This window comes from Mucilaginibacter mallensis, from assembly GCF_900105165.1.
Classification (GTDB): domain Bacteria; phylum Bacteroidota; class Bacteroidia; order Sphingobacteriales; family Sphingobacteriaceae; genus Mucilaginibacter; species Mucilaginibacter mallensis.
Map to the genome: position 1 here is coordinate 380,800 of NZ_LT629740.1, position 20,258 is coordinate 401,057.

16 protein-coding genes are annotated in these 20,258 nt (G+C 42.4%); 11 read left to right on the forward strand and 5 right to left on the reverse strand.

The genetic code is table 11. The annotated features are described in order from the left end of the window. Positions 1-233: 233 nt before the first annotated feature. On the forward strand, positions 234-1,499 hold the full coding sequence (locus BLU33_RS01605) for a glycosyltransferase family 4 protein (protein ID WP_091368181.1): 1,266 nt from the start codon (positions 234-236) through the stop codon (positions 1,497-1,499). Further along, a complete protein-coding gene (locus BLU33_RS01610) occupies positions 1,500-2,258 on the forward strand; it encodes a glycosyltransferase family 2 protein (RefSeq protein WP_091368182.1) in 759 nt (252 codons plus the stop codon). Positions 2,259-2,985: 727 nt separating this feature from the next. Here the strand turns inward: BLU33_RS01610 and BLU33_RS01620 are convergent. The 5 genes from BLU33_RS01620 to uvrB all read right to left on the reverse strand — a co-directional run bounded on the left by BLU33_RS01620 (position 2,986) and on the right by uvrB (position 10,945). Then, complete coding sequence (locus BLU33_RS01620; protein WP_091368187.1) at positions 2,986-5,499, reverse strand: YfhO family protein; 2,514 nt, start codon at positions 5,497-5,499, stop codon at positions 2,986-2,988. Between the two features lie 93 nt (positions 5,500-5,592). After that, positions 5,593-8,079 (reverse strand): YfhO family protein, encoded by a 2,487-nt coding sequence (locus tag BLU33_RS01625; RefSeq protein WP_091368264.1) that lies wholly within the window; start codon positions 8,077-8,079, stop codon positions 5,593-5,595. A 115-nt stretch (positions 8,080-8,194) separates the two neighbouring features. After that, positions 8,195-8,485: a hypothetical protein gene (locus BLU33_RS01630; protein ID WP_091368268.1), complete on the reverse strand. Its 291-nt coding sequence runs from the start codon at positions 8,483-8,485 to the stop codon at positions 8,195-8,197. A gap of 2 nt (positions 8,486-8,487) precedes the next feature. Further along, a complete protein-coding gene (locus BLU33_RS01635; RefSeq protein WP_091368270.1) occupies positions 8,488-8,739 on the reverse strand; it encodes a DUF4834 family protein in 252 nt (83 codons plus the stop codon). 181 nt (positions 8,740-8,920) lie between these two features. Further along, positions 8,921-10,945: an excinuclease ABC subunit UvrB gene (gene uvrB, locus BLU33_RS01640; protein WP_091368273.1), complete on the reverse strand. Its 2,025-nt coding sequence runs from the start codon at positions 10,943-10,945 to the stop codon at positions 8,921-8,923. Between the two features lie 218 nt (positions 10,946-11,163). Here uvrB and BLU33_RS01645 point away from each other — a divergent pair, with 218 nt between their 5' ends. From BLU33_RS01645 to BLU33_RS01685, 9 genes are all read left to right on the forward strand, one after another. After that, the gene (locus BLU33_RS01645; RefSeq protein WP_091368276.1) at positions 11,164-12,180 is read left to right on the forward strand and encodes a TIR domain-containing protein; all 1,017 of its coding nucleotides are present in this window, start codon (positions 11,164-11,166) and stop codon (positions 12,178-12,180) included. Positions 12,181-12,212: 32 nt separating this feature from the next. Then, complete coding sequence (locus tag BLU33_RS01650) at positions 12,213-12,908, forward strand: YjjG family noncanonical pyrimidine nucleotidase (protein ID WP_091368279.1); 696 nt, start codon at positions 12,213-12,215, stop codon at positions 12,906-12,908. A 25-nt stretch (positions 12,909-12,933) separates the two neighbouring features. Beyond that, entirely contained in the window at positions 12,934-13,464 is a 531-nt protein-coding gene (locus tag BLU33_RS01655; RefSeq protein ID WP_157682017.1) for a DinB family protein, read from the forward strand. A 306-nt stretch (positions 13,465-13,770) separates the two neighbouring features. Further along, complete coding sequence (locus BLU33_RS01660; RefSeq protein ID WP_091368285.1) at positions 13,771-14,625, forward strand: UDP-2,3-diacylglucosamine diphosphatase; 855 nt, start codon at positions 13,771-13,773, stop codon at positions 14,623-14,625. Positions 14,626-14,940: 315 nt separating this feature from the next. Beyond that, the gene (locus tag BLU33_RS01665) at positions 14,941-15,930 is read left to right on the forward strand and encodes a glycosyltransferase family protein (RefSeq protein ID WP_091368288.1); all 990 of its coding nucleotides are present in this window, start codon (positions 14,941-14,943) and stop codon (positions 15,928-15,930) included. 435 nt (positions 15,931-16,365) lie between these two features. Continuing rightward, entirely contained in the window at positions 16,366-17,355 is a 990-nt protein-coding gene (locus BLU33_RS01670; RefSeq protein ID WP_232009370.1) for a DUF6427 family protein, read from the forward strand. A 123-nt stretch (positions 17,356-17,478) separates the two neighbouring features. After that, positions 17,479-18,171 (forward strand): phosphoribosylformylglycinamidine synthase subunit PurQ, encoded by a 693-nt coding sequence (gene purQ / locus BLU33_RS01675; RefSeq protein WP_091380085.1) that lies wholly within the window; start codon positions 17,479-17,481, stop codon positions 18,169-18,171. Further along, positions 18,171-18,914, forward strand: a complete 744-nt coding sequence (locus BLU33_RS01680) for a type III pantothenate kinase (RefSeq protein ID WP_091368291.1) — start codon at positions 18,171-18,173, stop codon at positions 18,912-18,914. Before purQ ends, BLU33_RS01680 begins: the two co-directional genes overlap by 1 nt. Next, positions 18,904-20,250: a hypothetical protein gene (locus BLU33_RS01685; RefSeq protein WP_091368294.1), complete on the forward strand. Its 1,347-nt coding sequence runs from the start codon at positions 18,904-18,906 to the stop codon at positions 20,248-20,250. The genes BLU33_RS01680 and BLU33_RS01685 overlap by 11 nt, the downstream gene beginning before the upstream one ends. The last annotated feature ends 8 nt before the right edge of the window (positions 20,251-20,258 follow it).

Genomic DNA, 20,258 nt, shown 5'->3' on the forward strand with positions numbered 1-20,258 from the left:
TTTTTTCATTCCCTCCCAGCGGGAGGGGTGCGATTGGACGTGAAGTGGCAGGGAGGGGTTTGTACGCTGACCAAGCTGTTCAATAACCCCACCCTTCCCCGCCTCAAGGCGGGAATCGCACGATGCCCGTGCTTCCTTGTTTATCCTGCGAACATATGGTCGTGTCTCCATCCGCAATATTTTGTGTCGCTCTTAATATCATCATACACAGAAATAGTACTATACTTGTGTGAATGAAAGTTACATTGATCAATACATCTGATGCTGGTGGTGGCGCGCCCGTTGCCTGCCTGCGCCTGTTAAAGGCATTGGATGAGCAAAAGATTGATGCACAGCTTTTAGTCCAGGAAAAAAAGACTAACGAAAATCGTGTACAGGGAATTGTAAAGAACTTTACCTCCCGTTTAAAAGCCCGGGTTGATTTTTTTTATGAACGATTGCCTTTCATGTTTTTGCATGAGAAGGATAAATCGGTACGCTTTGCCTTTTCAACCGCCAATGCCGGTACAAGTATAAAAGATGAGCCGTGGGTTAAGGAGGCTGATATTATACACCTGCACTGGACAAACTCCGGCTTTCTATCCATCAACGATCTAAAAGAACTGATTGATACAGGCAAACCCATTGTATGGACACTGCATGACATGTGGACCTTTACCGGGGGCTGTCACTACGCTGGTACCTGCGATCATTTTACGGGCGAATGCGGCGATTGCTACTTTTTAAGCGATCCCGGCGAAAATGATATTTCGCGCAAAGGCTGGCTACGTAAGGCTGCTATGTATGCCGGGGCTGAGAATATCACGTTTGTAACCTGTAGTAAATGGCTGGGCGGTGTTGCAAAACGCAGCTCGCTGATCAGCAAGTTCCGGATCGAATCCATTCCCAATCCTATTGATGTTGATTTTTTCTCGCCAAGCGATAAAATAACCGCCAAGGAACGGTGGCGCATTAATCCATTCGCTAAGATCATATTATTTGGTGCGGCTAATATTAACGACAGGCGCAAGGGTATCACTTACCTGGTTGATGCTTTAAAAGATCTTTATAATATTTGCCCAGATGCAGGATTAATAGAAATAGTAATATTTGGCAAGAACAAGCATTTTGATGCAAGTCAGCTGCCTTTTAGGGTGTATGAACTGGGTCCAATTAGTGTGCAGGAGGAATTGGTAGAGATCTATAACCTGGCTGATGTATTTGTAATGCCATCAATTGAAGATAACCTGCCCAATACCGTTATGGAAGCCCTTGCCTGCGGAACGCCTGTGGTAGCTTTCAACACCGGCGGCGTACCTGAAATGATAGATCACCAGCAAAACGGTTACCTGGCGGAGTATAAATCGGCAGACGATCTGGCTAAGGGAATGTATGAGATCCTGCACTCAGACAAAACGGAAGAACTCTCCCTAAACGCGCGTAACAAGGTATTAAACACGTTTACCAATAAAGCGGTGGCGCAACAGTACCATAAGCTTTATAAATCTGTTTTAAAATAAATGACGACGGCTCAACCCATATTATCGGTAATTACCATTGTCTACAATAACGTAAATGATATTGAGCGCACCATGCTTTCGGTGCTTAACCAAACTTACGGGCACATTGAATATATTATTATTGATGGCCAATCAACCGATGGTACGCTTGAAATAGTTAAGCGATACGAAAGTCGCATAGCCAAACTCATGAGCGAAAAAGATGAAGGCATCTATGATGCCATGAATAAGGGTATAGCTGCCGCTACAGGCAATTATATCATCTTCATGAACTCTGGTGATGAGTTTTATGATACCACTACTGTAGCCGCTGTATTTGCTTCAGCAACCGGTGCCGATATCTATTACGGCGAAACAGAAATGATCGATAGTAGCGGCCAAAGCCTGGGCCAGCGCCGCCACAAAGCGCCCAAACAATTCACCTGGCGAAGCTTTAATTTAGGTATGAGCGTTAGTCACCAGGCTATTTATATTAAACGCTCGCTTGTTGAGCCCTACGACAGACAGTATGCCCTAAGCGCCGATATCGATTGGATCATCCGCGCAGCGAAAAAGGCTAAAATGATAGTAAACGTAAACCGTTACGTAGCCAAATACCTGGTAGGGGGCATGTCCAAGAAAAAACACCGCCAAAGCTTAGCCGAACGTTTCGATATCATGAAACGGCATTACGGTCTGGTACCAACCATCTTCAACCACTTTGTGATCGCCTTTAATTTGGGATGGTATTGGTTGAGGAATAGAAGGACGAATGATTGAGAACCAGGATTTTTAGGATTTGAAGGATTTTTAGGATGTGTAATGCGAGCGGATAAAGCATTCTAATCACAAAGCGGCATTTCTGTAAGGAACGAAATAATCCCGACTTTACAAAGCGTTTACGCAAGGCGTGAATATCGCTTTTAGCCGCTCATAGCCGCGGAGGCTTAGTCCTTTTGTCTTCGCCACAAAAGGACCAAAAAGGCTAATCAGTAGAAAGGCTTCTTTGCCGCACAGGTCATTGCCCTGCAAATCAGGCAAAACCTGGGCTGGAAAAGTTTGCGGCCATATTGCGCGCACTGGCCCCTGCACTGCAAAAATTTCCTATGCCTTGCCATTACGCTCAGGGCCACCATCGTTTTGCCTGATTCCGCCCGAAGCTGTTCTACTGATAGGAAAGAGAAAGCGAAAAAGAAAAAACATTATTCAAGTAAAGGATTTTAAACGAAACATGATCAAAAGCGAGCAAAGGCCCGACAAAAAGCGCGGGCCTGGGTGTTTTGCCAGTGGGCGGAAGGATCTTTTTGTCTTGATCTTTGGTTACTTTGGATCAAGCCAAAGTAACTAAGCCTCCGCGGCTATGAGCGGCTAAAAGCGACTCAATAGACTTTGTCTGCAAAGAGAATTAGCCGTATTGATTAGCTCAACTTCATAAACATTTTTCAAAATAAAAAAGGTGAGATAGTTAATTAACCATCTCACCTTTTACAGCGATATTAACAAAAGCCTAAGCCTTCTTCTTCGTATCCTTTTTCACTTCAGGTTTCTTCTTATTCTCGGTATAAACTACACCACCCAAAGCTAAAACAAGCAGTATTGAACCTGCCAATGAGATTTGCTCACCTACATAATAGGATGCCGGGTGGAACTTGAACTCAACTTTGTGATTACCTACCGGGATGACTGCCGCACGCAGCAGGTAATCAGCACGGAAATACGGTTGTTCAACACCATCAATATACATTTTCCAGCCCTCTTTGTAGTAGATCTCAGAGAAAACGGCTATCTGCGAAGTTGCTGAACCTGTTTGATAAGTTAAATGCTCAGGCTCATAACTGGTAAGGGTTATGGTTGAATTCGGATCGTTAGCTAAATTTTTGCCCTCAATTAATGATTTATATTGCTGGTCAACAATAGCTTCGTTCTTAGGGTCGAAACTGCTGATGGCCTGCATTTCCTGGTCGGCATTGATAGCGTACTTTACGCTTTTTACAAACCATGCATGTCCGCACGCGGTTTCATTAGCCTGCATACTTACCGTGCCTGTTTTTGGATCGGCTACAATAATGTATTTGGTATTCAGCATATCCAAAACATCACGGTTAGTAGTTTTGCTAAACTGGTTACTGATCAGTTCGTCATAACGTTTTAGTTTAGCTGCATGGTAACCGCCGATGCTCTTATAAAAATAAGACGTACTGGCATTGGTAAATGGATCGCCCTGGCTCAGGTCGAACACCCTGAAATCAGGATCAGTATCGCGGAGGATAAATTGGTCAACGTCACGCATTTTAAAAGGCTGGGCCAGATCTTCTTTGTCAACAAAGTTATTGTCGTTTAAATAGCGTCTGTCAACACCCCACATATCTATCAGCGTAAGCAGCAAAAACGCTATTGAGGCTACGGTAATGTTTATCTTTTGCTTAATGAAAGCCCATAACAAACCAAATGCTATCACTATAAAAATAAGTGAGCGGATGGCATCGGCACGTTCAAGTGCTATACGGTCGCTTACCAGTCCGTTTGCTACGCTGGTTGCAAGATCACCATCACCTTTAAATGCCTGCGTTAAGCCGGAAATGAGCGTTTGGTGTTGATCATTCCTGAAGCTGAAAAATATAGTTGGGGCAACTACCAGCAACAAGGTAATACCACCGGTTATATAGAAGGCGATCTTTACGTATTTAAATATATAAGCCTTGTCCTTATTGTCAATTACTTCCTGTACGGCCATAAACCCAAGCACCGGGAAGCAAAGCATGGCAACCGCCAGTATGGATTCAACCGCCCTGAACTTATTGTACATTGGGAAATAGTTGAAGAACAGGTCGGACACAAACGGCATATTGCGGCCAAAGGAAAGTAGCATAGTTAATATCACCGTTGCCAGCAGCCACCATTTTATGCGATGCTTTACAATAAAAAGCCCGAGTATAAACAGGAAGCAAACAACAGCGCCAAAATAAAACGGACCACCGGTAAATTGCTTATTACCCCAATAAGGTGAAAGGCCGCCCTGCAATAACTGCTGCGCGATGTTTGAAGCCTGATCCTGCGCGACTCCTTTTGCTACCAGTGCTTTGGTAACATTTGAGCTTGGAACATCAAACCCTGTGGGCCATTCAGATGCGCCACCATAAGCGTTCGGTATCAGGAAGGTGAAGCATTCGCCAACACCCTGGCTCCAGGCATAAGCGTAGTCTTTATCCAAACCGTTGCTTGGCTCTGAGGTATGCTGGGTAAGGTTTGATGGGCCGCGGTTGGTTTCTTTGCCGTATTCAGCGGTTGTCCAAAGCATTGATGCGTTTACCGCTACAGCTAACAAAGTGGCAGCCACCAGATAGATAATTGATTTGCCAAACGGGTTTAACTGCTTGGTTTTAATAGCATGATAAAGTTGAACTATTACCAATATCAGTATAGATATTAGCAGGTAATAGGTCATTTGTATGTGATTGGCGCGGATCTCCATCGCCAGGAATAAGGCGGTTAACGATGCACCCAGCAAATATTTGCCGCGGAAAGTTAAGATGATACCTGCGATGATTGGCGCGAAGAAAGCGATGGCAAAAGCCTGGTTGGCGTGCCCGGCATCAATCAAAATAAAGTTGTATGATGAAAGAGCAAAGGCTAAAGCGCCTGCTGCTGCCAGCCATGGGTTAAGCCTCAATACGCAAAGCAGTAAATAAGCCCCTAATAAGGTTAATAGCACGGTATCAACCGGGTTAGGGAAAATGGTTTTTAAGCTCTCGACAACGTAACTGGTAACGTTATTTGGATAAAGCACGTGGATCTGGTACGAAGGCATACCGCCGAACATACTGTTTGTCCACAAAGGCTCGTGGCCAGTTTTTGCCTTGGTATCCATGATCTCTTTTTGCATGGATTGCGCACGCTGCACATCGCCCTGGGCCAGTGCCTTGCCCTGCATTAATGGCGTAAAGAAATAAGCAAACGGAATTACTATTAAAAGTGCGACAATAATAAGGTGGGTACTATTGCGCTTGAACCAGTTATTCATTTAAGGTTTTTTAAAATGGATATAATATCTTCAAAAATAGAAAATAGAACGGGAATAGGAATTATAAGTTATAAAAGGAAATCACCCAATAGATCAGCTCTTTTTCTTACGTGTTTCGGCATATGTTGCACCGCCCAGCGCCAATACTAACAGTATTGAACCGGCCAGTGAAATGCTCTCGCCTGTGTAATACGAAGCAGGGTGAAAAATAAATTCAACCTTATGATCACCTGCCGGGATGTTTGCCGCACGCAACAAATAATCAGCACGGAAATACGGCTGCTCATTGCCGTCGATCAGCATTTTCCAGCCTTTATTGTAATGGATCTCTGAGAAAACAGCCACCTGCGCGGTTGATGATTTACTTTGATAAATTAAATGATCGGGGTTATAGCTAGTTAGTTTTATAGTGGCGCTGGTATCGGCAGTTGCCGGGATCGGGCTGATTTGGGTCTTGTATTGCTGATCAACAATTGCCGTTGTTTTGGGTGTGAAACTGGTAATGGCTTTCATCTCATCATCAGCATTGTTTACATACTGTATGCTTTTAATGAACCATGCATTCCCGCAGGCATCCGGATTTTTTTGTACCGTTGTCGCCTGTGTTTTCTGGTCACCCACAATTACATATTTGGTGTTCAGCATATTCAGCACGTTCAGGTTTGGCGTGTTGACTAACTGGTTATCGATCAGCTCATCATAACGTTTTAAACGCGCCGCAGAATAACCGCTGATTGATTTATGGAAGAAAGGATTATAGCTATCCATTTTTATATTCTGAAACTGGCTGTAATCAAATACCCTGAAGTCAGGGTCATGGTCCTGCGCTATTTGCGTATCAACGTCCCGGGGTTTAATTTGCTGGTCGGCATCCTGTTTCTCCTGAAAATTAGCATCTTTCAGATAACGCCTGTCTATCTGCCACATATCTATCAATACAAGTGCAAATAAACCTACTGAAAGAATGGTTAAATTAACTTTCTGTTTTATAAATGCCCATACAAGGCCGAATGTTATTCCAATAAATATCAGGGTACGGATGGCATCGGCACGTTCAAGGGCAATCCTGTCGTTAACAATGGCATTTGCTATTGAGTTGGCCGTGCCGGTATCACCTTTAAGAGCTTGCGCCAAATAACCGATGCCTGTTTGAAAGCCATCCGGTTTAAAGCTCAGGAAGATTGTCGGAGCGGCTATCAGCACTAAAGTTATACCGCCAATAATATACAGCGTAAGGAAAAGCTTTTTCAGGTAAACGGCTTTATCTTTTGCCTCGATAATTTCGCGTACAGCTAAAAATGCCAGTATTGGGAAGCATAAGCTGGCCACGGCCAAAATAGATTCCACTGTACGGAATTTGTTATAAAGCGGGAAATAGTTAAAGAAGATATCGGACACATAAGGCCAGTTGCTGCCGAATGATAACAGCATGGTTAAAACTACTGTACCCAGTATCCACCATTTGATGCGGCTTTTTACGGCTATCAATCCAAATAAAAACAGGAAACAAATTACCGCGCCAAAATAAAACGGACCGGATGTAAGTGGTTTATTGCCCCAGTACATGCCAAGCCCCGGGAAGCTGCCAGTAATTTGCTGAGCAGTGCTAACTGCCTGGTCTTCGGGCATGCCATTGGTAATAAATACTTTGGCTACAGCCGAATTTTGATCAATACCTTCAACAGAGCCTGTAGAACCGCCATATGCATTTGGTACCAAAAAGGTAAAACATTCGCCAACGCCTTGACTATATTCATAGGCATAGTGTTTACTTAATCCATTGCTTGGTTCATTAGTATGCTGTGTTAAGTTTGATTGCCCCCTGTAGCTGTATTTGCTGTATTCCTGTGTGCTCCATAATAAGGAAGCATTTACCATAAGTGCCAGTACCATAGCGCCGGCAAGCCAGGCCAGCGACTTTAAAAATGGCTTTGTATTCTTTTCTTTTATAGCGTGATAAAGTTCAATCCCTATCAAAATAACCAAGGCCATTAACAAGTAATAGGTCATCTGGATATGGTTTGCTTTAAACTCCATCGCCATAAATAAGGCTGTTAGCGCTCCGCCTAAAATGTACCTCCCCCTGAGCGTTAAAATAACGCTGGCAATAATGGGTGCAAAAAAGGCTATGGCATAGGCCTGGTTGGAGTGCCCGGCTACCAGCAGGATAATATTGTAGGATGAAAATGTAAATGCGAAAGCGCCCGCAGCAGCCAGCCATGGGTTAAGCTTTAATACACAGAATAAAAAGTATGTGCCGAAAAGCAGCAGCAGTACCGTATCAATAGGGTTGGGGAAAATTGTTTTTAAAGTGTTAACCACGTGTGTGGTTATATTGCTGGAGTATGGGGCCCAGATCTGGTACACAGGCATACCGCCAAATATTTGGTTGGTCCACAGTATGGTGGTGTCCTTTGCCTTGTAATCGTTGATTTCTTTTTGGGTGGATTGAGCGCCGAGTACATCGCTTTGTCCTAAAGTTTTACCCTGGAAAGCAGGTGTGAAATAGAAGAAGCAGATCACTAAAAAAATACCTGCAACGGCGAAATGTACGCCATAACGTTTGAGCCAGTTATTCATGTATAGGCTTTAAAATGAGCATAATGTTCCAAAAATAGAAAATAGAACGGGAAAAGGAATTATAAGTTGTAAACGATTCGGGAAAATCGTTTGTAAAAAGTCTCTCTACAACTGATCAGCAATTCTGCGGCCTTGACCTGAAAAGTACAAACATCAATACCATTATGCCTATACTTATAACATAGGTAATTATGCGCACACGGTTATATTCTTCGCGGTCCTTGCGGATATTGAAAACGTTGTACATCGCCAATAATCCCATAATTGCCCAAAATACCCAGCTGATCTTATCGCACATGGCAAATATGGAGGCACTTAAGCAGAATACCGTGAAATTGGCAACAATAAGTAAAAGCGACTGTGGCGTGCCATAATGCCTGCGTTTAAATAGATCTTCGGGACCCATGATTACTTTATCTCCTCATAATCAATAAAATCGCCTTCCGAATCAGGGATTTTACCTTTTTGCTGCTGTGGTATATGGTCTATTTTTACGCTGCCTGGTTTGGCGTTACTGGTATAGTTTTGCTGATAGTTTTGTTGCTGCTGTTGTGCTTTGTTCACTATTTTTTGAAAAAGCATAGGCAATACTATGCGTGCAACCATTCTGATTACCCACAGTATAAGGACTATTATGAATAAGAATTCTAAAAATTCCATTGTATTAAAATTAAGCTTACAAATATAAAATTATAACGGTAAAATTGTTTTGTTATGATCTACGTTGTTTTTTTGACAAACGGTTGATACTGTTTGTTACAAATAATGTGCAGATATGCAAATGTGCGGATGTGCAAATGAACTGCGCCTTTATGGCTTTATAATCTGCAGATCAAAAAAATCAAAACTTCTCTTCCATCATTTTTTCCAGCGCGAACATTTCATCACGCAGTTTGGCAGCTAACAGGAAGTCCATATTCTTGGCGGCGGCGAGCATCTCTTTTTTAGTGTTTTCAATAGATTTTTTGAGATCGGCCTTGGTCATGTATTGTACAATAGGATCGGCGGCCAGGGTTACCATCTCATTTTCAACATAGGCCTGCTGTACGCCACCCTTAAAGTCCATAACCGAAGTTTGCTCCAATATCTCCTCGCGGGATTTGCCTACCGTGGTTGGTGTAATGCCGTGCTCGGTATTATAGGCTATCTGTATCTCCCGCCTGCGATTCGTTTCATCCATCGTTATCTGCATGGAGTCGGTTATCTTATCAGCATACATAATTACCCGGCCGCGGTCGTTACGCGCCGCGCGACCAATGGTTTGTATCAATGAGCGTTCCGACCGTAAAAAGCCTTCTTTATCAGCATCCAATATGGCTACTAATGATACTTCGGGCAAGTCGAGCCCTTCACGTAAAAGGTTAATACCTATCAATACATCAAATTCGCCAAGGCGCAGGCCTCTTAAAATTTCCACCCTGTCCAATGTTTTTACTTCGGAGTGGATGTAGCGGCACTTGATGCCCAGCCTGTCCATATATTTAGCCAATTCTTCGGACATACGTTTGGTTAATGTGGTTACCAGTACGCGGTCGCCCATTTTTACAGTTTTGTCAACCTCATCCAGCAGGTCATCCACCTGGTTTATCACCGGGCGTATTTCTATCACCGGATCAAGCAAGCCTGTTGGGCGGATCACCTGTTGTACGATGATACCTTCCGACTTTTCCAGCTCAAAATTACCGGGGGTAGCGCTCACATAAATGGTTTGGGGTGCCAGGTTTTCAAACTCCTGGAAATTGAGCGGGCGGTTATCCAGAGCCGCAGGCAAACGGAAACCATAATCAACTAAGGAGATTTTGCGCGACCTGTCGCCGCCATACATCGCCCTGATCTGTGGCACGGTGACGTGACTCTCATCAATCACCATCAGATAATCCTCAGGAAAATAATCCAGCAAACAGAATGGCCTTGCCCCGGGCGCTCTGCCATCAAAGAATCTCGAATAGTTCTCAATACCCGAACAATAACCCAATTCGCGGATCATTTCTAAATCGTAATTAACCCTTTCTTCCAGTCGCTTGGCTTCCAAAAAGCGACCGTCATCAATAAATTGCTTTTTGCGGGTTTCCAGTTCTTCCTGTATCGCCCATATGGATTGGGTGAAACGCTCGCGCGGCGCAACATATAAATTGGCGGGATAGACCACCATATGCGTCATTTTCTCCAATGTTTTACCGGTGCTGATATCAAAGGTACTGAGCTCCTCAATATCATCACCGAAAAACGAGATCCGATAAGCATGGTCCATATACGCCGGGAAGATATCAACTACATCGCCTTTAACACGGAATGTGCCACGTTTAAAATCGGCGGTAGTACGGGCGTAGAGTATCTCTACCAACCGGTGTAAAAAAGCATTCCTACTAATACGCGTACCCACTGCGAACTTAAATACCGAGTTGGCAAAATCCTCCGGGTTACCCATACCATAAATACAGGAAATGGACGATACCACAATAACATCGCGCCTGCCCGACATTAATGCCGAGGTGGTACGCAACCGCAATTTCTCTATCTCATCGTTTATCTGCAGGTCCTTTTCAATATAAGTATTTGATGATGCGATGAAGGCCTCCGGCTGATAATAATCATAATAGGAAACAAAGTAGTTCACCGCGTTCTCCGGGAAGAATTGCTTGAATTCCCCGTACAATTGGGCGGCCAAGGTTTTGTTATGACTTAATATTAAGGTAGGCCGCTGCGTTTGTTGAATAACATTGGCAATGGTAAATGTTTTACCCGAGCCGGTTACACCGAGCAGCGTTTGATAAATATCGTTATTGTTAACACCTTCAACCAGTTGGCGTATAGCCTCGGGCTGGTCGCCGGTGGGTTTGTATTGAGAGGTTAAACTAAAATCCATTGGTATTACAAAAATACGTAATTAGTTAATAACGAATTTGGTTTTCAAATGTTCCATTCGTTTTAATGCAAAGTAATTACCGGGGTGTGACAACGTTATGTCAGTAGGGTGATTTTAAATATTCGGGTAAATGTTTATTAAATGATAAATCCAATTTTAATTCTTCAATAAATAACTACTATTATATTTACAGATTCAACAACCTAAACAAATTAAGAATGAAAGTATTTATTAGTTGGTCAGGAAAAAAAAGTCACAATGTTGCACTTATATTTCGAGATTGGCTTCCATCAGTTATTCAGTCCATTCAGCCATACGTATCATCAGAAGATATTGACAAAGGAGCAAGATGGAGTGCTGATATCGCAAAGGAGTTAGATTCATCAATGTTTGGAATATTATGTGTTACCAAAGAAAACTTTGAAGCCCCATGGTTATTGTTTGAAGCAGGTGCATTATCAAAAACTATAAACAAATCTTTCGTAAGTCCATTTCTTTTCGATATAAAAAGTTCAGAAATAGACGGTCCGATTCTACAGTTTCAATCCACGATATTTGAAAAGGAGGATCTAAGAAAACTATTAAATACTTTAAATAAAGCCTGTGGTGATACTGCTATTGCACCTGTGATGCTTGAAAAAGCTTTTGATAAATGGTATCCGAATTTAGAAGAGGACTTAAATAAGATTAAGAGCGAAGAAGATGATTCAGAGGATGGAACCAAAAAAGTAGAAAAGCGTATTCATACATCTGAAATGTTAGAGGAGATTTTGGATTTGTCGAGAGATAATCAAAAACTGTTAAGGAGCCCCGATTCTAAGCAAATTAATTTTGATGAATTGAAAAATATTATTCAAGAGCAATTGTTTAGAGTTGAAAGGAATTATGAAATGGATGCTAGAAGAATGAGTAGAAAGTTTAATCCTATGTTTCTTGACGAAATAATGCATAGCTCAATAAGAGGTGAAAAAAATCCTTATGGATTTCTAATAGCTTTGAGTTTTTTTAAGGCTGACTTTCCTTGGATATATGATGTAGGTAAAGAAACTTTCAATGTTATTAAATCAAAAGCAAGTAAAGATATAAAAGTCGAAGCGGTTAGTTATTTTAAAGAAATGTTAGAGTTTACATTACATCATCCAATTATGCGAGATATTTATGGAAACAAAAAAGATTTTATTTTTTTTAAAGAAATGCCATTTTTCCTTTCCAATTATCTCGATGAATTAATATAAGCAAATCCGAAATCGAACATCCGAAATCCGAAATGAAAAAATACCGCCACATTTTCTTCGATCTTGACCACACCATTTGGGATTTTGATAAAAATGCCGAAGAAACGCTGCATGAGCTTTATGAAATATACAAGCTAAAAGAGGTTGGTCTCAGCTCCGCCGATCTTTTCATCGAAACTTATACCCGCAACAACCATAGCCTGTGGGCACAATACCATGTGGGCAAGATCACGAAAGATTATTTGCGCGAAGCGCGTTTTAAAACCACGTTCCTGGAACTGGGTATGCACCCGGATGCGATACCAGTTGGTTTCGAGGATGCTTATGTAGCTTTATGCCCAACCAAAACAAATCTTTTCGACGGGGCACATGAGGTGCTTACGTATTTAAAATCGAGGTATGTGCTGCATTTAATTTCAAATGGGTTTAAAGAATCAACCGAAATAAAAATAGCGGGTACCAATATTGGCGGTTATTTCGATCAGATCATTATTTCTGAAGTGATAGGCATTAACAAACCAGATAAGGCCATTTTTGAGCATGCGCTGAGTTCAGCCGGAGCCATAAAGGAAGAAAGTATCATGATAGGCGACAGCCTGGAAGCCGATGTGCGCGGGGCCTTAAATTTTGGCATGGATGCCATTTATTTTAACCCGATGGGGCTTTCCAAACCGGATGATGTGCCGGAGCAGATCAATAAACTGGCTGAGTTGGTTTGGATATTATAGTTTAAAAACCCCTACCTTTATCGCTGTGAGTATTATAAAAGAGCAAAAAGCCATCAGCGCTGTATTGGATGATTACCGTAAACAATTGGATCTTATCCCCGACGATGCATTTGATGTAACCCCTCCCGCTGGCGGCTGGTCATGTGCCGAGGTTTACTCACACATTATGCAGGCCAGCGTGGCATCAACCATTCCTATGGAACGGTGTACACATGGCACCGCCAAGCCAACCAATAAAAAACTAAACTTCTGGGGTTGGTATGTAATGCTTACCAGTCGTTTTCCGCCTTTTAAGATAAAGGTACCGCCAAAGGTTGAAGCTAAATGGCCGGCCACAAAAATAAGTAAGGAAGAAGCCCGCAACCTCATCATCAAATTACGCAAGCGGGTTGATGAAATGGCAATACTTATCAACACTATTCCCTCGGTCCGTCGCTCACAGCACCCGCGTTTAGGCATGCTTAATGCCGAACAATGGTTTAAATTTATACGAATACACTTACAGCATCATTTAAGACAGGTCGGCAGGATCAAAAGGCAACTGAAAATCGCCTGATTTCTGATTGTATATGCCAGTCTAACAAATGTTTATAACTTTCGTTAAACTATTATCTTTTAATGCAGTCTTAACATATAGATAATCTGTTATATTGATATTTGCCTTTAAAAATTTTTGATAATGAATTTTGAGTATTCTTATCTGGTTGTTGTAGTGTTGCTGTCGTTACTGGCGGTATTCTACATGAGCCCTTACGAACTAAGTGTTAATGAAGAAGACGACAACGAATAGATGTCGGAATCGTAACCCTCTCTCAAATTACCGGTTTAATTACCGGTCCGGACAAATAACCCCCAAACTTTCATGGCAAAACGCGAAGTAGATATAGTAGTTATATCCGATGTGCATTTAGGTACCTACGGATGTCATTCAAAGGAATTGCTTAAATACCTGAAGAGTATTAAGCCCAAAACTTTGATTCTGAACGGCGATATCATTGATATATGGCAGTTCAGCAAATCATACTGGCCCGAAGCGCACATGAAGGTGGTGCGCCGTATCCTGAAGTTTGTTACCGAAGGCATCCCTGTGTATTACCTTACCGGTAACCACGACGAAATGCTGCGCAAGTTTGCCGATTTTAATATGGGCTCGTTCCAGCTATCCAACAAAATAGTTTTAAATATTGATGGCAAGAAAGCCTGGATCTTTCACGGCGATGTGTTTGATGTTACCATGCAGCACTCCAAATGGCTTGCCAAACTGGGCGCGGTAGGTTACGATACCCTTATACTGCTGAATAGCCTTACCAACTGGTTCCTGACCGCTATAGGCCGCCAAAAGATGAGCTTTTCCCAAAAAGTAAAGGCCAGGTTTAAGGATGCCGTGAAATTCATCAACCAGTTTGAGCAAACCGCAGCCGATCTGGCCGTTGACAAAAACTACCAGTATGTGATCTGCGGGCACATTCACCATGCTGAGATCAGGAAGATAGAATCGACCGAAAAAAATGGCAGCGTGGTTTACTTAAACTCGGGCGACTGGGTAGAGAGCCTTACCGCCCTGGAATACCATAACAAGCAGTGGAAGATCTTTCAATACAAAGCCGAAGATTTTATAAAGGATGAAAACGAAGACGATAATACCGATGCCGAAGATCTGAACGCTAAAATGGATGTGAAAAACCTATTGGAGATATTCAGGCAGGATAAGGGGTGATAAGGGTTACGTATTATGATATGTTTTAGGTAGTTAAGCTATCAGAGGAATCGCTTATAAAATTTATTCGGCTAAAGCCACGTTCAATTTTACCTTCTCCGCCCCATAAATGGGACGGCAATGAATTTTAGCGTCATCCAGAAATTTTTTTATTCATTGCCGTTGGCTTCAGCCAACGGTTAAATTCAAATTCAAAGTGGCTTTAGCCCCAAATTTTACGACGGAGAGTTTTAAAAGCGGTTTCCTCTAGTTTAGCAATGTATCTTTAACCACAAGCCATTTTTCTTTACTAACTTTCCCCCGCATTTATCGCGCATGAAAATACTTTACGCCATACAGGGAACGGGAAACGGCCACATCAGCCGTGCGCGCGAAATTGTGCCCCTGCTGCAGCAATATGGCGAGCTCGATCTGCTGGTGAGCGGCACCCAGGCCGAAGTTAGCCTGGCGCAACCGCTTAAATATCGCTTTCATGGTTTCAGCTTTGTGTTCGGCACCAAGGGCGGGGTTGATAACTGGGCCACGTTTAAGATCATGAACCTGCCCCAGCTCTGGCGCGATATGCACAGCCTGCCGCTAAGTCAGTACGATTTGGTAATTAACGATTTCGAGCCCGTTAGCGCATGGGCATGCCGACTGCAAAAAATACCTTCGGTATCCTTAAGTCACCAGTGCTCATTTGTATCGCCCAACACACCGCGCCCTGCAAAATGGAACTATGCCGAGTGGTTGTTTAAATATTATTCGCCAACCACGCACCATATCGGCTTCCACTTTGAGCGCTATGCCGATTTTATCCATACCCCGGTTATCCGCAGCGAGATCCGTAATATGGAAACATCAAACAAGGGCCATTACAGCGTTTACCTGCCCGCTTATGACGATAAAATATTGTTTAAGCATCTGAGCCGTGCCAAAGATGTAGAGTGGCATATCTTCTCCAAAAGGCAAAAAACACCGCACCGCGAAGGTAATGTGCACATATTCCCGGTAAATAACCAGGAGTTTAATAACAGCCTGGCCAGTTGTGAGGGCCTGCTTACCGGTGGTGGCTTTGAAGGACCCGCCGAAGCGCTGTTTCTGCAAAAAAAGGTGTTAATGATACCCATGACCGGCCAGTACGAGCAGCGCTGCAATGCACTTTCAGCATCAAAACTGGGCGTGCCGGTTATAAATGAGATAGATGAGCACTTTGATACCCAAATTGACGATTGGCTGAAAAACGGTAAAATAATACCGGTGAATTTCCCCGATGAAACCGCCCGTATAGTTGATGATATGGTTAAAAAGTACGCGAGGCAGTAAGGGAAGTTTTGCCCGACCAGCGTAGCGTAGTCGGGGTGAGTCGGCGGAGCGCGAAAAAGATAAGGGCGTTGCCTGCGGCCCGTGCTATCCGCTTATACGCCTGCAGGCATTAGGCGCAAGGCCGGTATCCGCTACTATCACTAACGCGGAACTTCGACGCGCTCCGCTGACTCACCCGGTCGTTGCTTCGCTCGACCACCCTCTCTGCGGCAAGCCGCAAAGAGGGTTAAAAGGTAAAAGAACATAAATTTTCTACACCCTCTTTACGCGCAGCGTGGAGAGGGTCGACAAGTGAAACGAAGTCGGGGTGAGTCAACGGAGCGCGAAAAGGGTTCATCACGCGTTGACATATATACAAGCTATTACCCTTGCAAAACAACAAGCAATTTCATCATAAGCCTTTTTTCTGCTAATATTGCGCCCGGAACATAGATAATGATAGTTAGAGCATTCAGGACACTTAACCCGCTTAGTATTATATGGCTGATAATTTTATTATTCGTGCTGCGGGTGGGGTATGCCTATCATGCGCCGGCAAATATCAGCGTAGCTTTCCTGGAGCCATTTGTCCGCCTGCTGATACCTGTATCTTATGAGCACCTGTTCTCTACCGGTGTCAATATATTTTTGGCCGGCGTTTTAGTGCTTATACAGGCTTTGCTGCTTAATTATTTAGTAAACCGTTATAATTTATTAGGCAAGCCAACTTTTTTGCCTGCCTTAATGTATATCACCATTTCCGGTTTATTTACACCTTTTTTATTGCTGAGCCCGCCACTTATATGCAATTTCCTGGTGATATGGATGCTGTTTAAGCTATTCAACCTGTATAAAGGCGAGGATGCCAAATCAACAGCGTATGACCTGGGGATGATCGTAGCTATTGGCTCGCTCATCTATTTTCCGTTCATCTACCTTTTTCTGGTGATATGGATTGCGCTCATCATATTTAAGCCCTTTAACTGGCGCGAGTGGATAGCAGGGGTATTGGGTTATGCCACTATTTATTTCTTTTTAGCGGTATTTTATTACTTAAACAACCGTATAGGTGAGTTCTCGAGTATATGGCTGCCTTTGGGCACCAAGTTTCCGAATAAGATTAATATCGATTATTATAACTACCTGGTACTTATTCCGGTTATCATCATCCTGTTCCTTTGCTTTGTAAAACTGCGCGAAAACTTTTTTAGAAGCTATGTGCAGGTGCGCAAATCATTCCAGCTTTTATTTTTTATCTTTTTGATAGCCGGGCTCTCATTTTATGTAAAGGCAGAGTTTAATTTAAACCACTTTTTATTGTGCGCCATACCTGCCGCCATCTTTTTTGCCTACTATTTTTTATACGCCACAAACAAATGGGTGTTCGAAACTTTGTTTTTTTTGCTGCTTGTAAGCATAATATACTTCCAGTTTAACACTTTTTAACTATTATATTCGTTCAAATTTCAGCCGTTATATTAGTTTTGTACCGTAAAACCATCATGAGCACCCGTGTATCTGCACAAATTGGCCTGTGATGACTGCATTACCATTAAAAAAGCGATTCAAATGAAATTTGGCGTAGTAATATTTCCGGGGTCTAATTGCGACGAGGATATCATCTATACATTAGAAAGATTAACAGGTGAGCCTGTAGTTAAATTATGGCATAAAGACCATGACCTGCAAGGTGTTGACTTTATTGTGCTGCCGGGCGGTTTCTCTTTCGGCGATTACCTGCGTTCAGGTGCTATTGCCCGTTTTTCGCCAATCATGACCGAAGTTATCAAGTTTGCCGAAAACGGTGGCTATTTGTTAGGCATATGCAATGGTTTCCAGGTATTGACAGAAGCTGGCCTTTTACCGGGCGCACTGCTGCATAACGAGAACCGGAAATTCATTTGCCGCAACATCTACCTAAAAGCTGAGACCAGCAACTCCATGCTTACATCACAGATTGATCCGCAGAGAGCATTAAAAATTCCTGTTGCCCATGGCGAGGGAAATTATTTTGCTGATGCTGATGTTTTGCAGGAGTTAAAGGATAATGACCAGATCTTGTTCAGGTATTGTGATGAATCGGGCCTTGTTACCGATGACGCAAACCCTAACGGATCATTAGAGAACATTGCCGGTGTATGTAACAAAAACCGTAACGTGTTTGGCTTAATGCCACACCCTGAACGTGCTGCCGATGCATTATTAGCTAATGAGGACGGTCTGGCTATCTTTGAATCTATATTATCACTGGTTAAAGCCTAATGGCCAACCTGGTTATTGATATAGGTAACACATACACAAAAATTGCACTGTTCAGGCATAATAAAATGGTTTATGCCGGGCATTTTGAGAAGCCGGATATCAATACACTAAATACATTGCTGTATGATAATGAGGTTGATAAAGCCATCATATCATCAGTAAAAAACGAACAAGAAGAGTGGGAAACAGTATTAAAAGAGAAGATCCCCGTAATATATTTTAATGCTGAGATGACAACCGGGATCACTAATCATTACCTTACGCCGAAAACCCTGGGCCGCGACCGGTTGGCTGCCGTTATTGGCGCAAATCATTTATATCCCGGCAAAAACTCACTGGTAATTGACGGCGGAACCTGTATAACCTATGATTTTGTTGATGCTGCTGCAAATTATTATGGCGGCAGTATATCGCCGGGCTTAAATATGCGTTATAAGGCATTAAATAATTATACCGCAGGCTTGCCATTGATACAGGAAGATAAAACATTTAATAAAACATACGGAAGCGATACCCCGGGGGCCATGCTATCGGGCGTGCAAAACGGCATAAAATATGAGCTTACAGGCTTTATTGAAAGCTACAGGCACAATAATAAAGAGCTTAACATTATACTAACCGGAGGCGACAGTATTTTTTTTGATACTCTATTGAAAAATAGCATCTTTGCCCCCTATATTAAAACTGAACCTTACCTGGTTCTTGAAGGATTAAACGCAGCGATACAAAAGCATGATGATTAAATATACCAGATTTTTTATAACATTTTTACTTGCACTTATTGTTTTCCAGGCAAGGTCACAATCAACTGCTACCACAAGCTCTCCATATTCAAGATATGGCTTAGGTGATATTACACCACAGGTGCTGCCCCAGAATATTGCTATGGGCGATCTTTCGGTGGCTACCAATAGCTTAAACGGCTATTCGGATATAAACCCGCTTAACCCTGCATCATATGGCAAAATTGCGTTAACCGTTGCCGATGTAGGTATATATGGCAGCTCGCTCACCCTTAATCAAACCGGGCAAAAGAGCCAAACCGATGGTAACTTCAGGTTAAGCCACGTAGCATTTGCTTTTCCTGTTACCAAGCATTCTGCTCTTAGTTTTGGTTTATTGCCATACAGCGAGTTTGGTTACAACTACAAAATCACAAGCGCTAACCTGGGTACAAGCTCATCTGTAGATACCAATGCTGTAAACCATATCTATAGTGGTGAGGGCGGTTTATCAAAAGCATATTTAGGTTATGGTTTTGGTATAGGCAAACACCTTTTGCTGGGTGCTAATGTATCCTATATATTTGGTAAGCTAAAAGAATACAGTTCAACAGAAATACCTAATTTGGCGGGTACGCTTGACTCAAGGGTTGAAAATGATTATGCAATCGGAGGGGTAGATTATGATTTTGGCGGCCAGTATACTATTGATTTAAGTGCCACTAAACACATCATATTCGGTTATTCAGGCTCTTCCAGTTCATCAATAACCAGCCAGTACAGCAGCTTTGTTAGTCTGTACACTTATGATAGCAGTGGAAACCAGAATGTGCCCATAGATACACTTGCGAGTACAAAAAACCCTAAGGATAAAATTAAGCTTCCAATGATCAATCATTTTGGATTAACCTTTGTAAATGATAACAAACTTTTGGTAGGTGCTGAGTATAGCACATCAAACTGGTCGCAATTAACTATTGGCGGGGTAAATCAGGGTTTACAGAATAGCAAAACTTATAACCTGGGAGCCTCGTTTACGCCAAACATTTACGCGCTTAACAATTACTGGGCAACTGTTGATTATAAATTGGGTGTTATATATGATCAAACTTATATTGATGTAAATAACCCTTTAAACAATACCAACACCAATATTAAAAATTACGCTTTAACCTTTGGTTTAGGTTTACCACTGCGCCCTAATGTAACCAGCTTTTACAAGATCAATTTTTCTGCAGAAGTTGGCCGCCGCGGAACGTTGGATAACGGATTGATCAAAGAAAACTATGTTAATCTGCATTTATCGTTCACACTTAATGACAGGTGGTTCATGAAATATAAAATTGGTCAGGAATAATTCAGTGT

What these genes read in the sequence shown, in the direction of transcription:
- BLU33_RS01670 (WP_232009370.1), top strand. Translation starts at nt 16,366, where the DNA reads ATGATAGTTAGAGCATTCAGGACACTTAACCCGCTTAGTATTATATGG.
- BLU33_RS01605 (WP_091368181.1), top strand. Translation starts at nt 234, where the DNA reads ATGAAAGTTACATTGATCAATACATCTGATGCTGGTGGTGGCGCGCCC.
- BLU33_RS01650 (WP_091368279.1), top strand. Translation starts at nt 12,213, where the DNA reads ATGAAAAAATACCGCCACATTTTCTTCGATCTTGACCACACCATTTGG.
- BLU33_RS01630 (WP_091368268.1), bottom strand. Translation starts at nt 8,485, where the DNA reads ATGGGTCCCGAAGATCTATTTAAACGCAGGCATTATGGCACGCCACAG.
- BLU33_RS01680 (WP_091368291.1), top strand. Translation starts at nt 18,171, where the DNA reads ATGGCCAACCTGGTTATTGATATAGGTAACACATACACAAAAATTGCA.
- BLU33_RS01625 (WP_091368264.1), bottom strand. Translation starts at nt 8,079, where the DNA reads ATGAATAACTGGCTCAAACGTTATGGCGTACATTTCGCCGTTGCAGGT.
- BLU33_RS01635 (WP_091368270.1), bottom strand. Translation starts at nt 8,739, where the DNA reads ATGGAATTTTTAGAATTCTTATTCATAATAGTCCTTATACTGTGGGTA.
- BLU33_RS01620 (WP_091368187.1), bottom strand. Translation starts at nt 5,499, where the DNA reads ATGAATAACTGGTTCAAGCGCAATAGTACCCACCTTATTATTGTCGCA.
- BLU33_RS01645 (WP_091368276.1), top strand. Translation starts at nt 11,164, where the DNA reads ATGAAAGTATTTATTAGTTGGTCAGGAAAAAAAAGTCACAATGTTGCA.
- BLU33_RS01685 (WP_091368294.1), top strand. Translation starts at nt 18,904, where the DNA reads ATGATGATTAAATATACCAGATTTTTTATAACATTTTTACTTGCACTT.
- BLU33_RS01610 (WP_091368182.1), top strand. Translation starts at nt 1,500, where the DNA reads ATGACGACGGCTCAACCCATATTATCGGTAATTACCATTGTCTACAAT.
- BLU33_RS01665 (WP_091368288.1), top strand. Translation starts at nt 14,941, where the DNA reads ATGAAAATACTTTACGCCATACAGGGAACGGGAAACGGCCACATCAGC.
- purQ (WP_091380085.1), top strand. Translation starts at nt 17,479, where the DNA reads ATGAAATTTGGCGTAGTAATATTTCCGGGGTCTAATTGCGACGAGGAT.
- uvrB (WP_091368273.1), bottom strand. Translation starts at nt 10,945, where the DNA reads ATGGATTTTAGTTTAACCTCTCAATACAAACCCACCGGCGACCAGCCC.
- BLU33_RS01660 (WP_091368285.1), top strand. Translation starts at nt 13,771, where the DNA reads ATGGCAAAACGCGAAGTAGATATAGTAGTTATATCCGATGTGCATTTA.